Source organism: Dorea sp. AF36-15AT (genome assembly GCF_003477705.1).
GTDB lineage: Bacteria > Bacillota > Clostridia > Lachnospirales > Lachnospiraceae > Claveliimonas > Claveliimonas ammoniilytica.
In genome coordinates this window covers 805157-822544 of sequence record NZ_QUDV01000001.1, presented here as the reverse complement: position 1 = coordinate 822544, position 17388 = coordinate 805157, and the positions used below count along the sequence as shown (strand labels likewise).

Here is a 17388-nt window from a genome sequence, read left to right as displayed (position 1 = left end):
CATGAAGGTTGCAGAACAAAGAACAACAGAATGGCAAGAAATACAGCAAAAAATCGGTCTGAGTTCTTTTGCTTTAAAGATGATCGCAATCCTTACAATGACCATAGATCATATGGGATTTATCCTGTTTCCACAGGCACTTTGGATGCGGGGGATTGGCAGGCTGGCGTTTCCTATTTTCTGTTTTACCCTGACAGAAGGATTCAGTCATACCCATGATCTGAAGCGATATATACAACGGATGCTGGTTGTCGGACTGTTGTCAGAGATTCCCTTTAACCTTGCAGAGTCCGGACAGATTTTTTCAATTGAACATCAGAATGTGTTTTTTACATTGTTGATCGGTCTGATTATGCTTCATTATTGCGAAAAGGCATCGGGGAACGCGATGAAAGCAGAAGTAGTTATTGTAGCGATGTTTGCTGCAGAATTTCTGCATACAGATTACGGAGCATGGGGGGTACTTCTGATCGCGATTTTCTGGTTTACCAGAGAATATAAATGGTATCAGGCAGTTCTTGTCGGCGGATGGAATTTTCTGTTTGGAATTCCAATCCAGTATGCAGGAATATTTGCGATTCTTCCAATTGCATTGTATAATGGGAAAAAGGGACGGAGCACAGGATACTTCTTTTATTTATACTATCCTGTACATCTGTTGATATTATATGGGATATCACAAATGATCGTCATCGGTCGGTAACATATCGAAAAAGAGGGATGTGCTATGAAAGCTATTGAGCATTTGCGTACGATTAATCATCACAAATTACTGGTTATGAAAGGGTGTTTTAAAGTTGGACTGTACCGTCAGGGACTGATGCATGACCTGTCCAAATATACACCTTCGGAATTTTTGGTGGGATGCAAGTATTATCAGGGCAACCGTAGTCCGAATAATGCAGAACGGGAAGCAACCGGAGTATCTTCGGCGTGGCTTCATCACAAGGGACGCAATAAGCATCATTACGAATATTGGATTGATTACAGTCTGAATAAAGAAGAAGGAATTGTGGGTATGCGCATGCCGACACGTTATGTGGTAGAGATGTTTGTAGACCGTGTATCGGCATCTAAGACTTATCAGAAAGATGCTTATGAAGACTGGAATCCGTTAGAATATTATGACCGTGGAGCGGCAAAGCTTGGCAATATGATTCATCCGGAGACGGCGGCATTATTACGGCATCTGTTGGAAATGCTTGCTGAAGAAGGAGAAGATGCGACCTGTGCGTATATACGCAGAACCGTACTTCGCAATGAAAATTCGTTAACAGAGAGAACGATACGGTTATTCCGTAAATTAATAAAGAAATAGAAAAATCATCGGAAGTGTAAAAGGCACATTCCGATGATTTTTTCTATATGATTTATGCAGGATAATTAAGTTGCGCATCAGTAATATGCAGCAGTACCTCGTCCAGATATTTATTTGCAAGGTATTTTGCCATGCCGAGGTTCATATCCAGATAGTTACCGCAGTCCTTTGGAGCGGCACCAGGTACTTCGCCTTCAAAGTCGCGGATGAATGTAAACATCTCAATCATCAAAGGTACGATATCCTTGGATGTATATTCTCCGGCTAACAGCAGATAGAATCCGGTGCGGCATCCCATAGGCCCGAAATACAGAGTCTTGTCTTTGTATTCTTCATGGTTGCGGAGAAATGTAGCAGCAAGATGTTCGATTGTATGCATTTCAGCTGTATTCATAACCGGTTCGTCGTTCGGTGCGGTCATTCTCAGATCAAATGTAGTGACCGGATGTCCTGCTACAGCATCGACTCTGGATACATATACGCCTGGTACCAGACGAATGTGGTCTATTGTAAAGCTTGTGATTTTTTTCATGACGGGTCTACTCCTTTGTGTAAATATTCTTTATTTATTCTAGTTTAAAATGTTCCGGTATGCAAGTAGTGTTTCGACATGCTATAATTAATTTTAATGGAGAAAATACAGGAGGAACAGAACATGAAGCTTTATCTGATCCGTCATGGAGAGACCGATTATAATAAAATGAAACGCAATCAGGGACAGATCGATATTCCGTTGAATGAATACGGAAGAGAACTGGCAGAAAAGACGAGAGAGGGACTTGCGGAGGTGCCGTTTGATCTGTGTCTGTGCAGTCCGCTGTCCAGAGCCAGAGAGACAGCAGAGATTATCCTGGAAGGAAGAGATATACCGATCATTACTGATAAACGTCTGATTGAAATATCTTTTGGCAGATACGAGGGACGTTGCTGGAATCCGGATACTTGGGATGAGGAGATGCCGAGAGATTTTCAGTGCTTTTTCACAGAGCCTGGCAGATACGAGGCTCCGGATGACGGAGAAACATTAGAACATCTGGAAGAGAGGACAGGAGAGTTTCTTCAGGAAATTTGTCATAAAAAGGAATATCAGAACCATACAATTCTGGTGTCTACACATGGTGGAGCACTTGCATCTATGATCGCAAATATAAAAAAACTCCCCAAAGAAAATTTCTGGGGAGATGGATGCAGTCATAACTGTGGTGTGACAATCCTTGATGTAAGAAACGGAGTGCCGGTCATTCTGGCAGAAGACAGAATTTATTATTAATCTCAGATTTTTATGATCTGTTTGGTCAATTCATTATGAAAGGGTGTTCCATACAGATCGGTGATCACAGACTCATACAGATTGGATGCGTAGATATCAAGTTCCAGCATCTGGTATGCTGTATCTGCAAGCACAGCTCTTGCAGGACTTGTGATCAGTGGAATGTCAGAAGTCCGCTTTAAGATTCCCAAGAGATCTGCGTGATCCCTACGGAATCCCAGAATTCTCGCATAAGGGGCTGGTGCTTTCATGGCAGTTAACCAGTCATTTGTGATTCCGAGTAATACATGTATGAAAGAACGGCTGATCCGGCTTCGGGTCAGCTCTTTTGTTTTTAACAGGTCACAAAACTGCTCGAAGCTGAGATAATCATTACGGAGCCGCAGGATACGGTTGGCAAGTTCCGGACTCATGTCCAGATAATGACTGAGACTGCCCGCCGTTTCGGATAATAGTTTTGCCTTTAAAAGTAATGAAAAATCATCAGCCTTTACCGGATAACGTGTCTGATAGTTTTTCTTCATCAATTCATGACAGGAAGAAGGTACTTGTGTTTGAATATGAGTCAGGGGAAGGCTTTCGGATGAAGAATTTACATCAGCAAGCTGGTAAATATCAGAACGGATGGCAGTGGCAGAGCTGAACTGCCCGTCGATATTCATATCATGATAACCGGCACCAATCCGCTTTATGGTAAACGGTTCCATTTTGCTGTGAATTTTTGCCAATGCTTTTAAATATTCGATACCCAGGATATTGTTTGGCGAGGCAAGAATCTCAGAGTACTTATCGGAATAAATATTAAGTGCCTCCTGTCTTGCTGCCGGGAAGGACGCGCCTTCTTTTAAAGCCTGTTTTAAAGCAGTCTGATATTCTATAGGTTCGTCAGCAAGGATCTGCGCGATTTCTTTTAACAGATGGAGGTCGCCACATTCGCTGCCGAAACAGATGGAATCTATGCATCCCAGCTGGTTAAGCAGAGAGATGGAACCCTGTGCAAAATATTCAGCGCTCCCAGTAGCAAAACATACCGGAAGCTCTATGATGAGAGAGGCGCCGGATAGAAGCGCACTTTTGGCGCGAAGGTGTTTGGGCATGACGGCAGGAGCACCACGTTGTACGAAGTCGCCGCTCATAACGACAATCACACGGTCGGCACCGGTCAGCATTTTTGCTTTTTCGATATGATAGGCATGTCCGTTGTGAAATGGATTGTATTCTGTGATTAATCCGACGGTTTTCATAAGATTCTCCTCTTGTATAATCGTTTAAAATTGATTATACTATAATGAGTATAAAAGTGCAAATATCGGTAATCGTTGGAAAATTTCAGAACATGATAAAATAGAGTAACCGTAAAGGAGTGGGAACATGGGAGAGAGACACAATCCGGAGCAGTTAAATGCGGAGGACTGGGGACATGCTGTCGCGACAAGTGAATTTGATCATGACGTTCCAGAAGAGAGAGAAGAACTGACGATCGAGCGAATTGAAGAAATGATCAATGAGCATCAGTTCAAAGAATTAAAAGAAGAATTAAAGAACAACATGTATCCCGTAGACCTTGCTGAGATTTTGCGGGAAGTAGATGAAAAGTGGCTGGTGCTGATTTTTCGCCTGCTGGAGAAGGAAGAGGCGGCTGAGACATTTTCCTATATGGACAGTGACCAGAGAGAGATACTGATCAATGCTCTGACAGATTCGGAGCTTGAGGAAGTTATGGAAGAGATGTATCTGGACGATACAGTAGATGTGCTGGAAGAGATGCCTGCCAATGTGGTTGACCGACTCCTCATGGCTACGGACGAAGAAAAGCGGAAGCAGATTAATCAGCTTTTGCAGTATCCGGAAGACAGTGCAGGAAGTATCATGAACGTAGACTATATTGCACTATCACAGGATATGACGGTAGAAGATGCGATCCTAAAAATCCGTCAGGTGGGACTGAACCGCGAGACGATCTATACCTGTTATGTAACAGAAAAGAGAAAGTTGATCGGCGTGGTGGATATCAAGGATCTTCTGACTACCGGAGAAGCCAGACTGATCGAGGAAATCATGGACACGAATATGCTGTATGCAAGAACAACAGATGATCAGGAGGATGTGGCAAGAACGATCACTAAGTACGGATTGATCGCATTGCCGATCGTGGATCACGAGATGTGTATGGTCGGTATTGTTACGGTAGATGATGCCATGCTGGTATTGCAGGATGAGGAAACGGAAGACATCAGCAGGATGGCCGGTATTAATCCGGATGATGATTCTTATTTTGGGATGACAATTTTTGAGCATGTGAAGAGTCGTATCCCATGGCTGTTGTTTCTGATGCTTTCTGCAACAGTGACGCAAATGATCATGAACAGTTATGAAGCTGCCCTTGCTATGATGCCTCAGATCGCAGGTTTTGTGCCGATGTTAACCGGTACAGGTGGTAACTGTGGTTCTCAGAGTTCGACGCTGGTGATACGTGGTCTGGCAGTGGGAGAGATCGAATTTCGGGATCTGTTTAAAGTAATTTGGAAAGAAGTGCGGGTGGCGGTATGCATCAGTCTGATACTTGCTACGGTCAATGGCATCCGTATCATGATCATGGGACAGGGGGATGCGCTGATGGCACTTACCATCGGACTTACCATGGCATGTACGGTTATCATCGCAAAAGTGGTTGGATGTACGCTGCCGCTGGTAGCAAAAAAAGTAGGACTTGATCCTGCGATCATGGCGACGCCACTGATCTCTACCCTGGTTGATATCAGTACGATCAGTGTATATTTTGCTATTGTCAGCTATGTGTTTGGATTAAATTAAGTACAATTGTTATTAATATAACTTGGAAAGAGACCTTGTGGACAAGGTCTCTTTGCGTTATAATGGAACTATATGAGAAAAATGGAAAGGAGTCTTTAAATCATGGGATTTATTGATGAAATCAAAGCAAAAGCAAAAGCAAATGTACAGACAATCGTTCTTCCGGAAACAGAAGACGCAAGAACCTATGAAGCAGCAGAGAAAGTTCTGAAAGAGGGAACTGCTAAGCTGATCCTGATCGGAAGCGAAGAAGAGATCGCTAAGAATAAAGGTTCATTCGATATTTCTGGAGCAACTATCGTAGATCCGGCAACAAGCGATAAGACAGAGGCATACATTGCCAAGTTGGTAGAACTTCGTGAGAAGAAAGGTATGACTGAGGAAAAAGCAAGAGAACTTCTTCTCAGCAGCTATACATATTATGGCGTTATGATGGTTAAAATGGGTGATGCAGACGGTATGGTATCCGGAGCATGCCACTCTACAGCAGATACACTGAGACCATGTCTGCAGATCCTGAAGACAAAGCCAGGTACAAAGTTAGTATCTTCTTTCTTCGTAATGGTAGTGCCAGATTGCGATATGGGAGAGAACGGAACATTTGTATTCTCTGACTGTGGTCTGGAGCAGAATCCGGATTCTGAGAAGCTTGCAGCAATCGCTCTTTCAGCAGCAGAGTCATTCAAGCTTCTGGTTGGTGACGAGCCGAGAGTAGCACTGCTTTCTCATTCGTCAAAGGGAAGTGCTAAGCATGCTGATGTAGATAAAGTAGTAGAGGCTGTTAAGATCGCTCAGGCAAATGCACCGGAAGGTGTTATGGTTGATGGAGAACTGCAGCTTGATGCAGCAATCGTTCCATCTGTAGGAGCCTCTAAGGCACCAGGAAGCCCGGTAGCTGGTAAGGCTAATGTACTTGTATTCCCAGACCTGGATGCAGGTAATATCGGATATAAGCTGGTTCAGAGACTTGCTAAGGCAGAAGCATACGGACCGATGACACAGGGAATCGCAGCACCGGTTAATGACCTTTCAAGAGGATGCAGTGCTGAGGATATCGAAGGTGTAATTGCTATCACAGCAGTGCAGTGTCAGAACCAGTAAGAATTAAGAGGAGAAAAAGTAGAATGAAAGTATTAGTTATCAACTGTGGAAGTTCATCTTTAAAATATCAGCTGATCGATATGGAGAACGAAAGCGTTCTTGCAAAAGGTATCTGTGAGAGAATCGGAGCAGAAGGTTCTGTCCTGACCCACAAGCCTGCAGGAAAAGACAAATTTGTGACAGAGCAGCCAATGCCGGATCACAGCGTAGCTGTCAAACTGGTAATCGATGCACTGCAGGATCCGGAGCATGGTGTGATCGAGAGCGCAGATGAGATTACAGCAATCGGACATCGTGTACTGCATGCAGGTACTGTATACAGTGATGCTACACTGGTTACAGAGGATGTGAAGAAAGTCGTACGTGACTGCTTTGACCTTGGACCACTCCATAACCCGGCTAACCTGATCGGTATTGAGGCTTGTGAGAAGGCTATGCCTGGCAAGCCGAACGTAGCAGTATTCGATACAGCATTTGGTATGAATATGCCACAGAAAGCTGCTATGTATGCAATCCCATATGAGTATTATGAGAAATACAGCATCAGAAGATATGGTTTCCACGGAACAAGTCATATGTTTGTGTCTGGTGAGACTGTTAAACTGCTTGGCAAGGACGATGCTAAGGTTATTGTATGCCATATCGGTAATGGAGCAAGTATTTCAGCATCCATCGGTGGTAAATGTGTAGATACAAGTATGGGACTGACACCTTTGGAAGGCTTGATCATGGGAACACGAAGCGGAGATGTAGATCCGGCTGTTCTTCAGTTTATCTGCAACCATGAGCACATCAGCGTAGATGAAATGCTGAATATTCTGAATAAGAAGTCAGGTCTGCTCGGATTGAGTGGAGTATCTTCGGATTTGCGTGATGTAGTTAAAGCTGCTGGTGAAGAGAATGAAAGAGCTAAGCTTGCACTTGAAGCATATGTATATCGTATTGTTAAATATATCGGTGCTTACGCAGCTGCAATGAACGGTGTGGACGCGATCGTATTTACAGCAGGCGTTGGTGAGAATTCTGTACCGATCAGAGAGAATGTTTGTAAATCACTTGGATATCTTGGTGTTGAACTTGATAAAAAGAAAAATGAGAATGTATCAGGTGATACTGCAATAATTTCTTCTGATGATTCAAAAGTTAAGGTTATTGTACTTCCGACCAACGAAGAGCTTGCAATTGCCCGCGAAACAGTTAAATTAGTATAAAATTTTCTGTTGACAAAATTTATTTGCATGATATAATAGTCTAGTGTGTGAATAGGAGAAGATACTATGATATTAAACCTATCCGACGTTCTGTCTGAACAACATAAAGCAATCAGAGAGTCCGTTCCGATTGAGATAACTTCATTTAAGTCGGAGATGGGGACGTATAACATTACAGACACGACACCGCTTGAGTTATCTGTAGAGTATGCAGGTGAGCGTAAGCTGTGGATACGAGGCAAAGGCGAGATTACCGCAGTTGCTCCGTGTGATAGATGTCTGGATGATGTGGAAGTAAAGGTTAAGCTTGAATTTGAGCATAAGATTACGACCGACACTGAGGCAGAAGATCAGTCAGAAGAATTAGACGAGAATAACTATATTGACGGATACAGCTTAGATGTGGAACAATTGGTCTACAATGAGTTATTGACAGGGTGGCCGACAAAGATTCTGTGCAGCGATGACTGTAAAGGCATCTGCAATGTATGTGGTCAAAATCTTAATCGAGGCACTTGCAATTGCGAGGATACAAGCCTTGATCCGAGAATGTCAGTTATCCGCGACGTATTTAAGAATTTTAAGGAGGTGTAACCTATGTCAATTTGTCCAAAGAATAAATCTTCAAAGGCAAGAAGAGATAAGAGAAGAGCAAACTGGAAAATGAGCGCACCGAATCTTGTTAAGTGCAGCAAGTGCGGCGAGTTAATGATGCCTCACAGAGTTTGCAAGAACTGTGGCTCTTACAACAAAAAAGAAATCATTGCAATGGATTAATTTGCAGACAAGTTAAGGAGTTGAGCATTATGCTTGACTCCTTTTTATATAATATGATGTTGGGGTCAAAAGCCCCAACTATGATGCCTGCGGATTGTTCCGTGCTATGCACTCCCACAATCCTCCCAATTATTCGCATATCGTGGGATTAACATCCCACTTTTAGGCTCATATTGGGGCGGGTCCCAAGGTCTTTCATCCACTTATGAGCGAGCTCATGTGGATTTAGACCTTTTGACCCTGGCATCATAGTATATAGGAATAAGATTATGCATAAGGAAATAATATCTATCATTGGTGCCGGAGGTAAGACAACGCTGATTCACCGATTGGCTGATGAATACAGAAAACAGAATAATAAAGTACTGATCTGTACAACAACCCACATGTTCCGGGAGCCGGAGACGGATATATCCTGTAATGCAGAGCAGATTATCGCAAAAATGGAACAACAGGGAAGCTGTATGGCTGGGAAGCTGGACGGGGAGAACTCAGATAAGATTACCACTCTCTCGGAAGATGTGCTGAGACGTGCGATGGATCATGCAGATGTTACACTGATAGAAGCAGATGGTTCGAAACATCTGCCGGTAAAATATCCCGGAGCTCATGAGCCGGTAATATATCCATACTCTACAAAGATTATCCTTGTAATGGGACTGTGGACCCTAGGAGAGCCAATAAAAAAGACAGTATTTCGTTATGAAGAACTGATAAAAAGATTCGGATGGCGGGAAGAGGATGGCTTGACATTTGAAATGTTGAATGTGATAATCCGAGATGGATATATGAAGAAACTTCTGACAGAAGAGAATTCTATAGAAATGCAGATATTATTTACAGAGAAAGTAAATGGAGAATTACATTATATCGGATATGAAGAAGCAGGGGAAAAGTATGGATTATAATAGAATTGTCGTGTGCAGAGGCGGAGGAGATCTTGCAACAGGGATCATTCATCGTCTGGCGAAGGCAGGACTTCAGGTAGTGTGTCTGGAATCGGAGCAGCCAAGTTCCATTCGTAGACAAGTGTGTTTCAGCGAAGCAGTCTATGATGGTGAGACGTATGTGGATGGCATGAAGGCTGTTCGTGTGAAGAATATGGAGGATATTCTCACTGCGTGGCAGAAAAGAGAAGTTCCGGTTCTTATAGATCCGAAGGGAGAATGGATTGAAGAATTGAAGCCGGTTGCAGTTGTAGATGCGATTATTGCTAAGAAGAATCTGGGAACATATAAAGATATGGCTCCGCTCACGATTGGAGTGGGACCTGGATTTACTGCAGGTTCAGATGTAGATGTAGTCATTGAATCTATGCGCGGACACAATCTCGGACGTGTGATTACGAAAGGGGCAGCGATTGCTAATACCGGGATTCCGGGAAAGGTCGGCGGCTATGATAAAGAACGGGTGATTCATGCATCTGGTGCAGGATATATGAAGAATATCAGTAAGATTGGTGACCCGGTTGAAAAGGGGCAGATTATAGCTGAAATTTATGAAGATTTGTCAATGACAGGGGAAGGAGTTCCGGTTAAGGCTACCCTGAATGGTATCCTGCGTGGATTGATCCGCACCGGTTATCATGTATCAAAGGGATTTAAGATCGCAGACATCGATCCACGTAAAGAAGAACTGGAGAATTGCTTTACGATCTCTGATAAGGCCAGATGTATTGCCGGAAGTGTACTGGAAGTGATCTGCGGTAAGCTTATGGAAGAAAACAGTTCCCTGTTTTTTGGGAGGAATCCCGATGAAGCATAGGAAAGTACACATGATCTATATGGCTGCAGGCAACAGCAGACGTTTTCAGGGGAATAAGCTTTTATATACTATTAATGGAAAGGCGTTGTATCGTTATGGACTGGAGACATTAATAGAAGTACAGAAAAACTATCCGGATACAACACTTACTGTAGTTGTGCAGGAATGGGCAATTTATGACAGATTGTGGAAAGAAAATATTCATGTTGTATATAATCCGGACAGTAAAAATGGAGCCTCCTATACCATCAAAGCAGGTATTCTGGCATTGGAATATGTGGAACCTGAGGATTTTGTGATGTTTGTAGTGGCAGATCAGCCAGGGCTTACTGCGGATACAGTAAAAAAGCTGATAAATGCAGGATGTGATACGGGAGAGTGCGCGTCAGTAAAGTGTGAAAACCGTATGGGCAATCCGGTGATGTTTTCGGCAACACTGCTTCCAGAGTTGATGGAACTGCGAGGAGACGAGGGCGGAAGGAAAGTTCTGCGAAGACATAAATGTGTCTATGTGGAAGCAGGTAATGAGCGAGAGTTAGAGGATATTGATTGTAGAGAGGATTTGAAGTTCTAAGTATTAATAAGTATATCTTATTAATACTTAGAACTTTTACTAAATTTACTAAAATTTTATAATTTGATATAATAACCCAAGATTTATCACACGAAGGAGAAAGAGTAATATGAGTAAAAAATTCGAATTAGCTCCGGAGGCATTTCAGTTTGAGGGCAAGATGTCCCTGAAAGAAGCAATACCTCTGGGAATGCAGCATGTACTGGCAATGTTTGTCGGCAACCTGACTCCGCTCCTGATCATTACAGGCGCCTGTGGCTTATCCGGTGGTGAGTTTGCAGACTTACAGGTATCATTGCTTCAGAATGCGATGCTGATCGCAGGTATCGTTACTCTGATTCAGTTGTTTAGTATAGGACCGATCGGTGGAAAAGTACCGATCATCATGGGTACATCTTCCGGATTCATCGGGGTGTTTAATGCAGTAGCTTCCAGCATGGGAGGCGGCGTGATTGCTTATGGCGCGATCATGGGTGCGTCAATTTTGGGTGGTCTGTTTGAGACCGTTCTTGGATTTTTCCTGAAACCATTAAGAAGATTTTTTCCATCTGTCGTAACAGGTACAGTTGTACTTTCTATCGGACTGAGTCTGATCGGGGTAGGTGTGAATTCTTTTGGTGGCGGCAGTACTGCGAATGACTTTGGATCTGCGGAGAACTTATTCCTGGCAATTCTGGTACTGGTAGTTATTCTGATCTTTAAACATACGGGAAAAGGGTTGCTCAGTTCTTCTTCCATCCTGATCGGTATCATCGTGGGATATATAGCAGCATTTATCATGGGATTTGTTCTTCCGACGACAGGTGTGACAGCAGACGGCGTGGAATTTACTAAGGCATGGGTACTGAACTGGGATAAAGTAGCATCTGCTAACTGGTTTGAGATTCCAAAGCTGATGCCGGTGAAGCCAGTATTTGACATGCGTGCTATTGCTCCGGTTATGATCATGTTTATTGTAACAGCAGTAGAGACTGTCGGAGATATTTCCGGTGTAATTATGGGTGGTATGGACCGTGAGGCAACAGAAGAAGAGCTGTCCGGAGGTGTCATGTGTGATGGACTTGGCTCCACAATTGCTGCATTGTTCGGTGTACTTCCGAATACTTCGTTCAGCCAGAATGTAGGACTGGTATCTATGACCAAGGTTGTGAACCGCTTTGCATTATCTACAGGAGCAGTATTCCTGATTCTGTGCGGACTGATTCCGAAGCTTGGTGCAATTGTGTCTATTATGCCACAGGCTGTACTTGGCGGCGCAGCAGTTATGATGTTCTCATCTATTGTCATCAGTGGTATTCAGCTGATTACGAAAGAACCATTGACTGGAAGAAACTTAAGTATTGTATCCGTTGCGCTTGGCGTAGGATACGGTATTGGAAGTAACTCAGCGATTCTTGCAAATGCGCCACAGATGATTTCGTTGATCTTTGGCGGATCTGGTATCGTTCCAGCGGCGGTTGTGGCAATTGTATTGAATATCCTGCTGCCGAAGGATAAATAAATATTGGAAACAGATAGGAAGTAGAAGTGTCCCAGACAGGAATTTTGACTGTCTGGGATTTTTTTTCTGGTCAATATGAGGTTCAGTTGCTATAATAAATTAAGTTATTATGCTTGGATAAAAATAAGGAGGAATCACCGTGATAAATATTCAGAAATACGTACGGGCACAAAGCCTTGAAGAAGCATATACATTAAATCAGAAAAAGAAGAATAGAATCCTGGCAGGTATGCTCTGGACGAGAATGGAGTCTGGCAATGTTCCGGTTGCTATTGATCTGTGTGATCTGGGACTTGACAAGATAGAAGAAAATGAAGAGGAATTCTCTATCGGCGCAATGGTAACACTGCGGCAGCTTCAGATGCATGAGAGTTTTGAAAATTATTGTGATGGCATTGTTGCAAAAGCGGTCAAAGATATTATCGGTGTACAATTTCGTAATCTTGCTACTGTAGGAGGAAGTATCTGGGGACGATTCGGGTTCTCCGATGTACTGACTGCATTTATGGCATTGGATACCTATGTAGAATTATATAAGGGCGGTGTGATTCCGCTGGAGCAATTTGCCAGGATGCAGTATGACAGAGATCTGCTGGTGCGGGTCATCGTAAAAAAGAAACCCGGAGTATTCAGTTATCAGGCAATGCGTGTGCAGAAGACAGATTTCCCGATTCTTACCTGCGGAGTATCATGTATGGACGGAGTTTGTAAGGCAGTAATCGGAGCAAGACCTGGTAAGGCAGTATGTATTCATGATGACAGACATCTGCTGGATGGCGAAGTGACAGAAAAAAAAGCAGAAGCATTTGCGGAATACGTAGCAGAACAGGTGACGACAGGAAGTAACATGAGAGGGAGTGCCGAATACCGGACGCACCTCGTGAAAATACTGACCGGACGTGGTGTTATGGAACTTGGGGGTGTGAGAGCATGATGGATATTACGATTATATTGAATGGAAAGAAAATACAGGATCAGATCGAACCGGATATGGCACTGTTAGATTTTGTGAGAGAGCATGGCTGCTACAGTGTGAAGCGGGGATGTGAATCCTCTAACTGCGGCCTGTGTACGGTATTAATGGATGAAGTTCCGGTACTTTCCTGTTCCGTACTTGCAGCAAGAGCAGATGGACATCGTGTGGACACACTGGAGGGGCTGCAGGAAGAAGCAGAAGAATTTGTAGGATTTATTGCAGATCAGGGTGCAGATCAGTGTGGATTCTGTAATCCGGGATTCGTGATGAATACGATTGCGCTGTTGCGTGAGAATCCGGATCCGACGGATGATGAGATCCGCGCATTTCTGGCAGGTAATCTGTGCCGCTGTTCCGGATATGAAGGACAACTCAGAGGAATCAGAAGTTTCTTGAACAGCCGTAAGGAGGAAAAATAGGATGGAACACAGAGAATATAAGTCGATTAACAAGTCTGTCCGTAAAAAGGACTCCATGCAGCTTTTGCTTGGTAAGCCAGTCTACACAGATGATCTGGTGAATAATCATCCGCTGGTTGTCAAGATCTTAAGAAGTCCGCATCCCAATGCAATTGTGGAAGAGATTAATACTGCCATTGCAAAAAAAGTGCCTGGGGTTGTAGATATTTATACCTGGGAGGATGTGCCGGATCAGAGGTTTACGAATGCAGGACAGACCTATCCAGAGGCATCACCGTATGACAGACTGATTCTTGACCGTCATGTCAGATTCAGCGGAGACGCGGTAGCGATCATTGCAGCGGAGACAGAAAAAGCTGCATTGAAAGCAATGAAATTAATTAAGGTAAAATATCAGATACTGGAAGCGGTACTTGATTATCATACAGCAAAAGACAGCGAGATTCTGGTGCATCCGGAGGAAGAATGGGTGCAGTATGGCCCATGGGGTGGAGACCATAAACGGAATCTGGTTGCCACAGAAAGAGATTCTAAGGGTGATGTGGATGCCGTGATGGCTGATTGTGACGTGGTCATTGATCATGTATATCACACGAAAGCCTTCAATCAGGCAATGATGGAGACATTCCGAAGTTATGCAGAAATCGACCGCTATGGAAGACTTCATATGATCTCATCTACGCAGATCGTGTTCCACACCAGACGAATTATCGCACGCGCACTTGGCATTTCCAAGAGCAAAGTCCGGGTTGAGAAACCTCGTATTGGTGGTGGCTTCGGAGCGAAGCAGACGTCGGTATGTGATGTCTATCCTGCATTTGTTACCTGGAAGACAGGGCGTCCGTCCGAGATCATCTATACAAGAGAAGAATCACAGATCGCAGGATCGCCGCGACACGAGATGGAGATCAAGCTTCGTCTGGGCGCAGATAAGAATGGTAAGATTCGTGCGATTGATATTTATACATTGTCTAATTCCGGTGCCTATGGAGAACATGGACCGACGACGGTTGGATTGTCCGGACATAAATCAATCCCGATGTATACCGGCTCACTGGAAGCGTACCGTTTCGATTATGATGTTGTATATACGAATCTTCAGGCGGCGGGTGCATACCGGGGTTATGGGGCAACGCAGGGAATTTTTGCGCTGGAATCTGCAGTGAATGAACTGGCAGAAAAATTGCATATGGATCCGACCGTACTTCGTGATCAGAACATGGTAAAAGAAGGCATGTTTATGCCTGCATATTTTGGAGAGACGGCGAATGCCTGTGCATTGGATCGCTGTATGGACCGCTGTAGACAGATTTTTAACTGGGAAGAGAAGTATCCGGTAAGGGATATGGGGAATGGGAAAGTCCGTACAGCTGGTGTGGCAATGGCAATGCAGGGTTCCTGTATCTCGAACCTGGATGTGGGTTCAGCTACAATCCGACTCAGTGATGACGGAACTTATAATCTGATGATCGGTGCGGCGGATATGGGAACAGGCTGTGATACGATACTGGCGCAGATGGCGGCAGAGTGTCTGGACTGTTCTGTAGATGAGATTGCAGTATTTGGAGCAGATACGGATGCATCCCCATATGATTCTGGTTCCTATGCCTCTTCGACAACATATATTACAGGCGGTGCTGTTGTAAAAGCCTGTGAGAAATTAATCGATAAGATGGAACTGATCGCTGCCGGATTGATGAATTGTTCGAAAGAAGAAGTACAGTTTGAAGGAAATGTGGTAAAACGGCTTGGAACAGATCAGTCAGTCAGCGTTGAAGAAATTGCAACCAAATCGCAGCTCTTTAATGATGAAAGTGCAGAAGTTACAGCCATGCATACATCACCGGTATCACCACCGCCGTACATGGTCGGTATGGTTGAGATCGAGTTGGACAAACTGACCGGCAGAGTGGATATTCTGGATTACAAGGCGGTTGTGGACTGTGGTATCCCAATCAATCCTGCGCTTGCAAGAATCCAGACTGAAGGTGGACTGGTACAGGGAATCGGTCATACCTTAATGGAAAATGTGACCTATAACCGGATCGGCAGACCAATGGAGTGCAATTTCGCCCAGTATAAGCTCCCGACCAGACTGGATATGGGAAAACTGCAGGTAGAATTTGAACACAGCTATGAACCGACCGGACCGTTCGGCGCCAAGTCCATCGGTGAGATTGTAATCAACACACCGGCACCTGCTATTGCGCATGCTATTTATCGTGCAACAGGAGTATGGCACAGAGAACTGCCAATCACTCCGGAACAGATTGCACTTGGTAAAAATGATTGATTTTTTACCTGATGTTTAGTAGAATTAATCCTAGCACAGGGAGGTAAGAAAAGTGGCAGAAATGACGAGAGTAGCCCTGGATGCCATGGGAGGAGACAATGCTCCTGTAGAAATGGTAAAAGGTGCTGTGGATGCAGTAAATAAAGAACAGAATGTTACCGTGCTCTTAGTTGGTATAGAAGAGATTGTCCGGGAAGAGCTTGGTAAGTATTCTTATGATAAAGAACGAATTCAGGTGGTTGGTGCAACCGAAGTTATCGAGACGGCAGAACCCCCGGTGAATGCAATCCGCAAGAAGAAAGATTCATCCATCGTAGTCGGAATGAAGCTGGTAAAGAAGGGCGAAGCAGATGCATTTGTATCAGCAGGAAGCTCCGGGGCGATACTGGTCGGAGGGCAGACGCTGGTAGGACGTATCAAAGGTATTGAACGTCCGCCGCTTGCACCGTTGATCCCAACCGCGAAGGGTGTATCCCTGCTGATTGACTGCGGAGCCAATGTAGATGCAAGACCGTCTCATCTGGTGCAGTTTGCTAAGATGGGTTCGATTTATATGGAACATGTGGTAGGTGTAGAGAACCCGAAGGTAGCGATTGTGAATATCGGTGCAGAAGAAGAAAAGGGCAATGCGTTAGTTAAAGAGACATTCCCGCTTCTCAAGGAACAGACCGATATTAATTTTACCGGAAGTATCGAAGCAAGAAATATCCCTTACGGGGATGCAGATGTGATCGTATCAGAAGCATTTGCCGGTAATATTATCCTGAAGCTTTACGAAGGACTGGGGGCAGTGCTTGTAAGTAAGATCAAGGACGGTATGATGACATCGACAAGAAGTAAACTCGGTGCCCTGCTCGTGAAGCCGGCACTGAAGGAGACGCTGAAGGCATTTGATGCGACAGAATACGGCGGAGCACCGCTTCTGGGACTTCGTGGTCTGGTGGTTAAGACACATGGAAGTGCAAAGGCGAAGGAAGTATGTAATTCCATTATTCAGTGTATTACATTTAAGGAACAAAAAATCAATGACAAGATTATGGAATGTATTCAAACGGAAAGCCGTTCCGATGAATAGATTAATTACAAGAAAGGAGTAAAAGAACTATGGAATTTGAAAAATTACGTGAAATTATTGCGGATGTAATGAACATTGATGAGAAGGAGATTAAAGAAGATTCTTCTTTTGAAAACGATCTGGGTGCGGACTCGCTGGATGTATTTCAGATTATCATGGGCATTGAGGACGCTTTTGATATTGAGATCGATAATGATGAAGCAGAGAAGATCGTTACAGTAGGCGATGCTGTAGAACAGATTAAGAATGCTACAAATTAGGGAAAGTCGGAAAAAGCCCATTTGCGGGCTTTTTC

Annotated in this window: 19 protein-coding genes; 17 read left to right on the top strand and 2 right to left on the bottom strand. The window is 43.9% G+C overall.

Going from position 1 to position 17388, the window contains the following annotated elements:
* Position 1: 1 nt before the first annotated feature.
* Together DWZ93_RS03920 and DWZ93_RS03915 are read left to right on the top strand one after the other, a co-directional pair.
* A complete protein-coding gene (locus tag DWZ93_RS03920; protein WP_118452021.1) occupies positions 2-703 on the top strand; it encodes a TraX family protein in 702 nt (233 codons plus the stop codon).
* 24 nt (positions 704-727) lie between these two features.
* Positions 728-1318, top strand: coding sequence for a DUF5662 family protein (locus DWZ93_RS03915; protein WP_118452020.1), 591 nt, complete (start codon positions 728-730; stop codon positions 1316-1318).
* A 52-nt stretch (positions 1319-1370) separates the two neighbouring features.
* Here DWZ93_RS03915 and DWZ93_RS03910 read toward each other — a convergent pair whose 3' ends face one another.
* The gene (locus DWZ93_RS03910) at positions 1371-1850 is read right to left on the bottom strand and encodes an S-ribosylhomocysteine lyase (RefSeq protein ID WP_118383485.1); all 480 of its coding nucleotides are present in this window, start codon (positions 1848-1850) and stop codon (positions 1371-1373) included.
* A 123-nt stretch (positions 1851-1973) separates the two neighbouring features.
* On the opposite strand from DWZ93_RS03910, the gene DWZ93_RS03905 reads away from it, so the two are divergent.
* Positions 1974-2588, top strand: a complete 615-nt coding sequence (locus tag DWZ93_RS03905; RefSeq protein ID WP_118383486.1) for a histidine phosphatase family protein — start codon at positions 1974-1976, stop codon at positions 2586-2588.
* Positions 2589-2590: 2 nt separating this feature from the next.
* Here DWZ93_RS03905 and DWZ93_RS03900 read toward each other — a convergent pair whose 3' ends face one another.
* Positions 2591-3832 (bottom strand): nucleotidyltransferase, encoded by a 1242-nt coding sequence (locus DWZ93_RS03900; RefSeq protein WP_118452019.1) that lies wholly within the window; start codon positions 3830-3832, stop codon positions 2591-2593.
* A gap of 229 nt (positions 3833-4061) precedes the next feature.
* On the opposite strand from DWZ93_RS03900, the gene mgtE reads away from it, so the two are divergent.
* The 14 genes from mgtE (at position 4062) to acpP (ending at position 17353) form a co-directional block, all read left to right on the top strand.
* Positions 4062-5402: a magnesium transporter gene (gene mgtE / locus DWZ93_RS03895; RefSeq protein WP_262581535.1), complete on the top strand. Its 1341-nt coding sequence runs from the start codon at positions 4062-4064 to the stop codon at positions 5400-5402.
* A gap of 102 nt (positions 5403-5504) precedes the next feature.
* Positions 5505-6503 (top strand): phosphate acetyltransferase, encoded by a 999-nt coding sequence (pta, locus tag DWZ93_RS03890; RefSeq protein WP_118383487.1) that lies wholly within the window; start codon positions 5505-5507, stop codon positions 6501-6503.
* A 23-nt stretch (positions 6504-6526) separates the two neighbouring features.
* The gene (locus tag DWZ93_RS03885; protein ID WP_118383488.1) at positions 6527-7714 is read left to right on the top strand and encodes an acetate/propionate family kinase; all 1188 of its coding nucleotides are present in this window, start codon (positions 6527-6529) and stop codon (positions 7712-7714) included.
* Between the two features lie 66 nt (positions 7715-7780).
* Positions 7781-8308, top strand: coding sequence for a YceD family protein (locus tag DWZ93_RS03880; protein ID WP_118383489.1), 528 nt, complete (start codon positions 7781-7783; stop codon positions 8306-8308).
* Between the two features lie 3 nt (positions 8309-8311).
* Positions 8312-8491, top strand: coding sequence for a 50S ribosomal protein L32 (gene rpmF / locus DWZ93_RS03875; protein ID WP_118383490.1), 180 nt, complete (start codon positions 8312-8314; stop codon positions 8489-8491).
* 269 nt (positions 8492-8760) lie between these two features.
* Positions 8761-9399: a selenium cofactor biosynthesis protein YqeC gene (gene yqeC, locus DWZ93_RS03870; RefSeq protein WP_118383491.1), complete on the top strand. Its 639-nt coding sequence runs from the start codon at positions 8761-8763 to the stop codon at positions 9397-9399.
* Positions 9389-10255, top strand: coding sequence for a selenium-dependent molybdenum cofactor biosynthesis protein YqeB (gene yqeB, locus DWZ93_RS03865; protein ID WP_118452017.1), 867 nt, complete (start codon positions 9389-9391; stop codon positions 10253-10255). The genes yqeC and yqeB overlap by 11 nt, the downstream gene beginning before the upstream one ends.
* Positions 10245-10829: a nucleotidyltransferase family protein gene (locus DWZ93_RS03860; protein WP_118452016.1), complete on the top strand. Its 585-nt coding sequence runs from the start codon at positions 10245-10247 to the stop codon at positions 10827-10829. The genes yqeB and DWZ93_RS03860 overlap by 11 nt, the downstream gene beginning before the upstream one ends.
* A gap of 109 nt (positions 10830-10938) precedes the next feature.
* Positions 10939-12330, top strand: coding sequence for a uracil-xanthine permease family protein (locus DWZ93_RS03855; protein ID WP_118383494.1), 1392 nt, complete (start codon positions 10939-10941; stop codon positions 12328-12330).
* A 139-nt stretch (positions 12331-12469) separates the two neighbouring features.
* Entirely contained in the window at positions 12470-13264 is a 795-nt protein-coding gene (locus tag DWZ93_RS03850) for an FAD binding domain-containing protein (protein ID WP_118452015.1), read from the top strand.
* Complete coding sequence (locus DWZ93_RS03845; protein ID WP_118383562.1) at positions 13264-13725, top strand: (2Fe-2S)-binding protein; 462 nt, start codon at positions 13264-13266, stop codon at positions 13723-13725. The genes DWZ93_RS03850 and DWZ93_RS03845 overlap by 1 nt, the downstream gene beginning before the upstream one ends.
* A 1-nt stretch (position 13726) precedes the next feature.
* Positions 13727-16018 carry a xanthine dehydrogenase family protein molybdopterin-binding subunit gene (locus DWZ93_RS03840; RefSeq protein WP_118383496.1) on the top strand — a complete coding sequence of 764 codons (2292 nt, stop codon included), beginning with the start codon at positions 13727-13729 and terminating at the stop codon, positions 16016-16018.
* 52 nt (positions 16019-16070) lie between these two features.
* A complete protein-coding gene (gene plsX / locus DWZ93_RS03835; RefSeq protein WP_118383497.1) occupies positions 16071-17093 on the top strand; it encodes a phosphate acyltransferase PlsX in 1023 nt (340 codons plus the stop codon).
* A 29-nt stretch (positions 17094-17122) separates the two neighbouring features.
* Positions 17123-17353, top strand: a complete 231-nt coding sequence (gene acpP, locus DWZ93_RS03830) for an acyl carrier protein (protein WP_118383498.1) — start codon at positions 17123-17125, stop codon at positions 17351-17353.
* Positions 17354-17388 lie beyond the last annotated feature (35 nt).

Bases quoted from the DNA above. Each gene is read 5' to 3' on its own strand.
- DWZ93_RS03920 (WP_118452021.1), top strand. From the start codon at position 2: ATGAAGGTTGCAGAACAAAGAACAACAGAATGGCAAGAAATACAGCAA.
- DWZ93_RS03915 (WP_118452020.1), top strand. From the start codon at position 728: ATGAAAGCTATTGAGCATTTGCGTACGATTAATCATCACAAATTACTG.
- DWZ93_RS03910 (WP_118383485.1), bottom strand. From the start codon at position 1,850: ATGAAAAAAATCACAAGCTTTACAATAGACCACATTCGTCTGGTACCA.
- DWZ93_RS03905 (WP_118383486.1), top strand. From the start codon at position 1,974: ATGAAGCTTTATCTGATCCGTCATGGAGAGACCGATTATAATAAAATG.
- DWZ93_RS03900 (WP_118452019.1), bottom strand. From the start codon at position 3,832: ATGAAAACCGTCGGATTAATCACAGAATACAATCCATTTCACAACGGA.
- pta (WP_118383487.1), top strand. From the start codon at position 5,505: ATGGGATTTATTGATGAAATCAAAGCAAAAGCAAAAGCAAATGTACAG.
- DWZ93_RS03885 (WP_118383488.1), top strand. From the start codon at position 6,527: ATGAAAGTATTAGTTATCAACTGTGGAAGTTCATCTTTAAAATATCAG.
- DWZ93_RS03880 (WP_118383489.1), top strand. From the start codon at position 7,781: ATGATATTAAACCTATCCGACGTTCTGTCTGAACAACATAAAGCAATC.
- rpmF (WP_118383490.1), top strand. From the start codon at position 8,312: ATGTCAATTTGTCCAAAGAATAAATCTTCAAAGGCAAGAAGAGATAAG.
- yqeC (WP_118383491.1), top strand. From the start codon at position 8,761: ATGCATAAGGAAATAATATCTATCATTGGTGCCGGAGGTAAGACAACG.
- yqeB (WP_118452017.1), top strand. From the start codon at position 9,389: ATGGATTATAATAGAATTGTCGTGTGCAGAGGCGGAGGAGATCTTGCA.
- DWZ93_RS03860 (WP_118452016.1), top strand. From the start codon at position 10,245: ATGAAGCATAGGAAAGTACACATGATCTATATGGCTGCAGGCAACAGC.
- DWZ93_RS03855 (WP_118383494.1), top strand. From the start codon at position 10,939: ATGAGTAAAAAATTCGAATTAGCTCCGGAGGCATTTCAGTTTGAGGGC.
- DWZ93_RS03845 (WP_118383562.1), top strand. From the start codon at position 13,264: ATGGATATTACGATTATATTGAATGGAAAGAAAATACAGGATCAGATC.
- DWZ93_RS03840 (WP_118383496.1), top strand. From the start codon at position 13,727: ATGGAACACAGAGAATATAAGTCGATTAACAAGTCTGTCCGTAAAAAG.
- acpP (WP_118383498.1), top strand. From the start codon at position 17,123: ATGGAATTTGAAAAATTACGTGAAATTATTGCGGATGTAATGAACATT.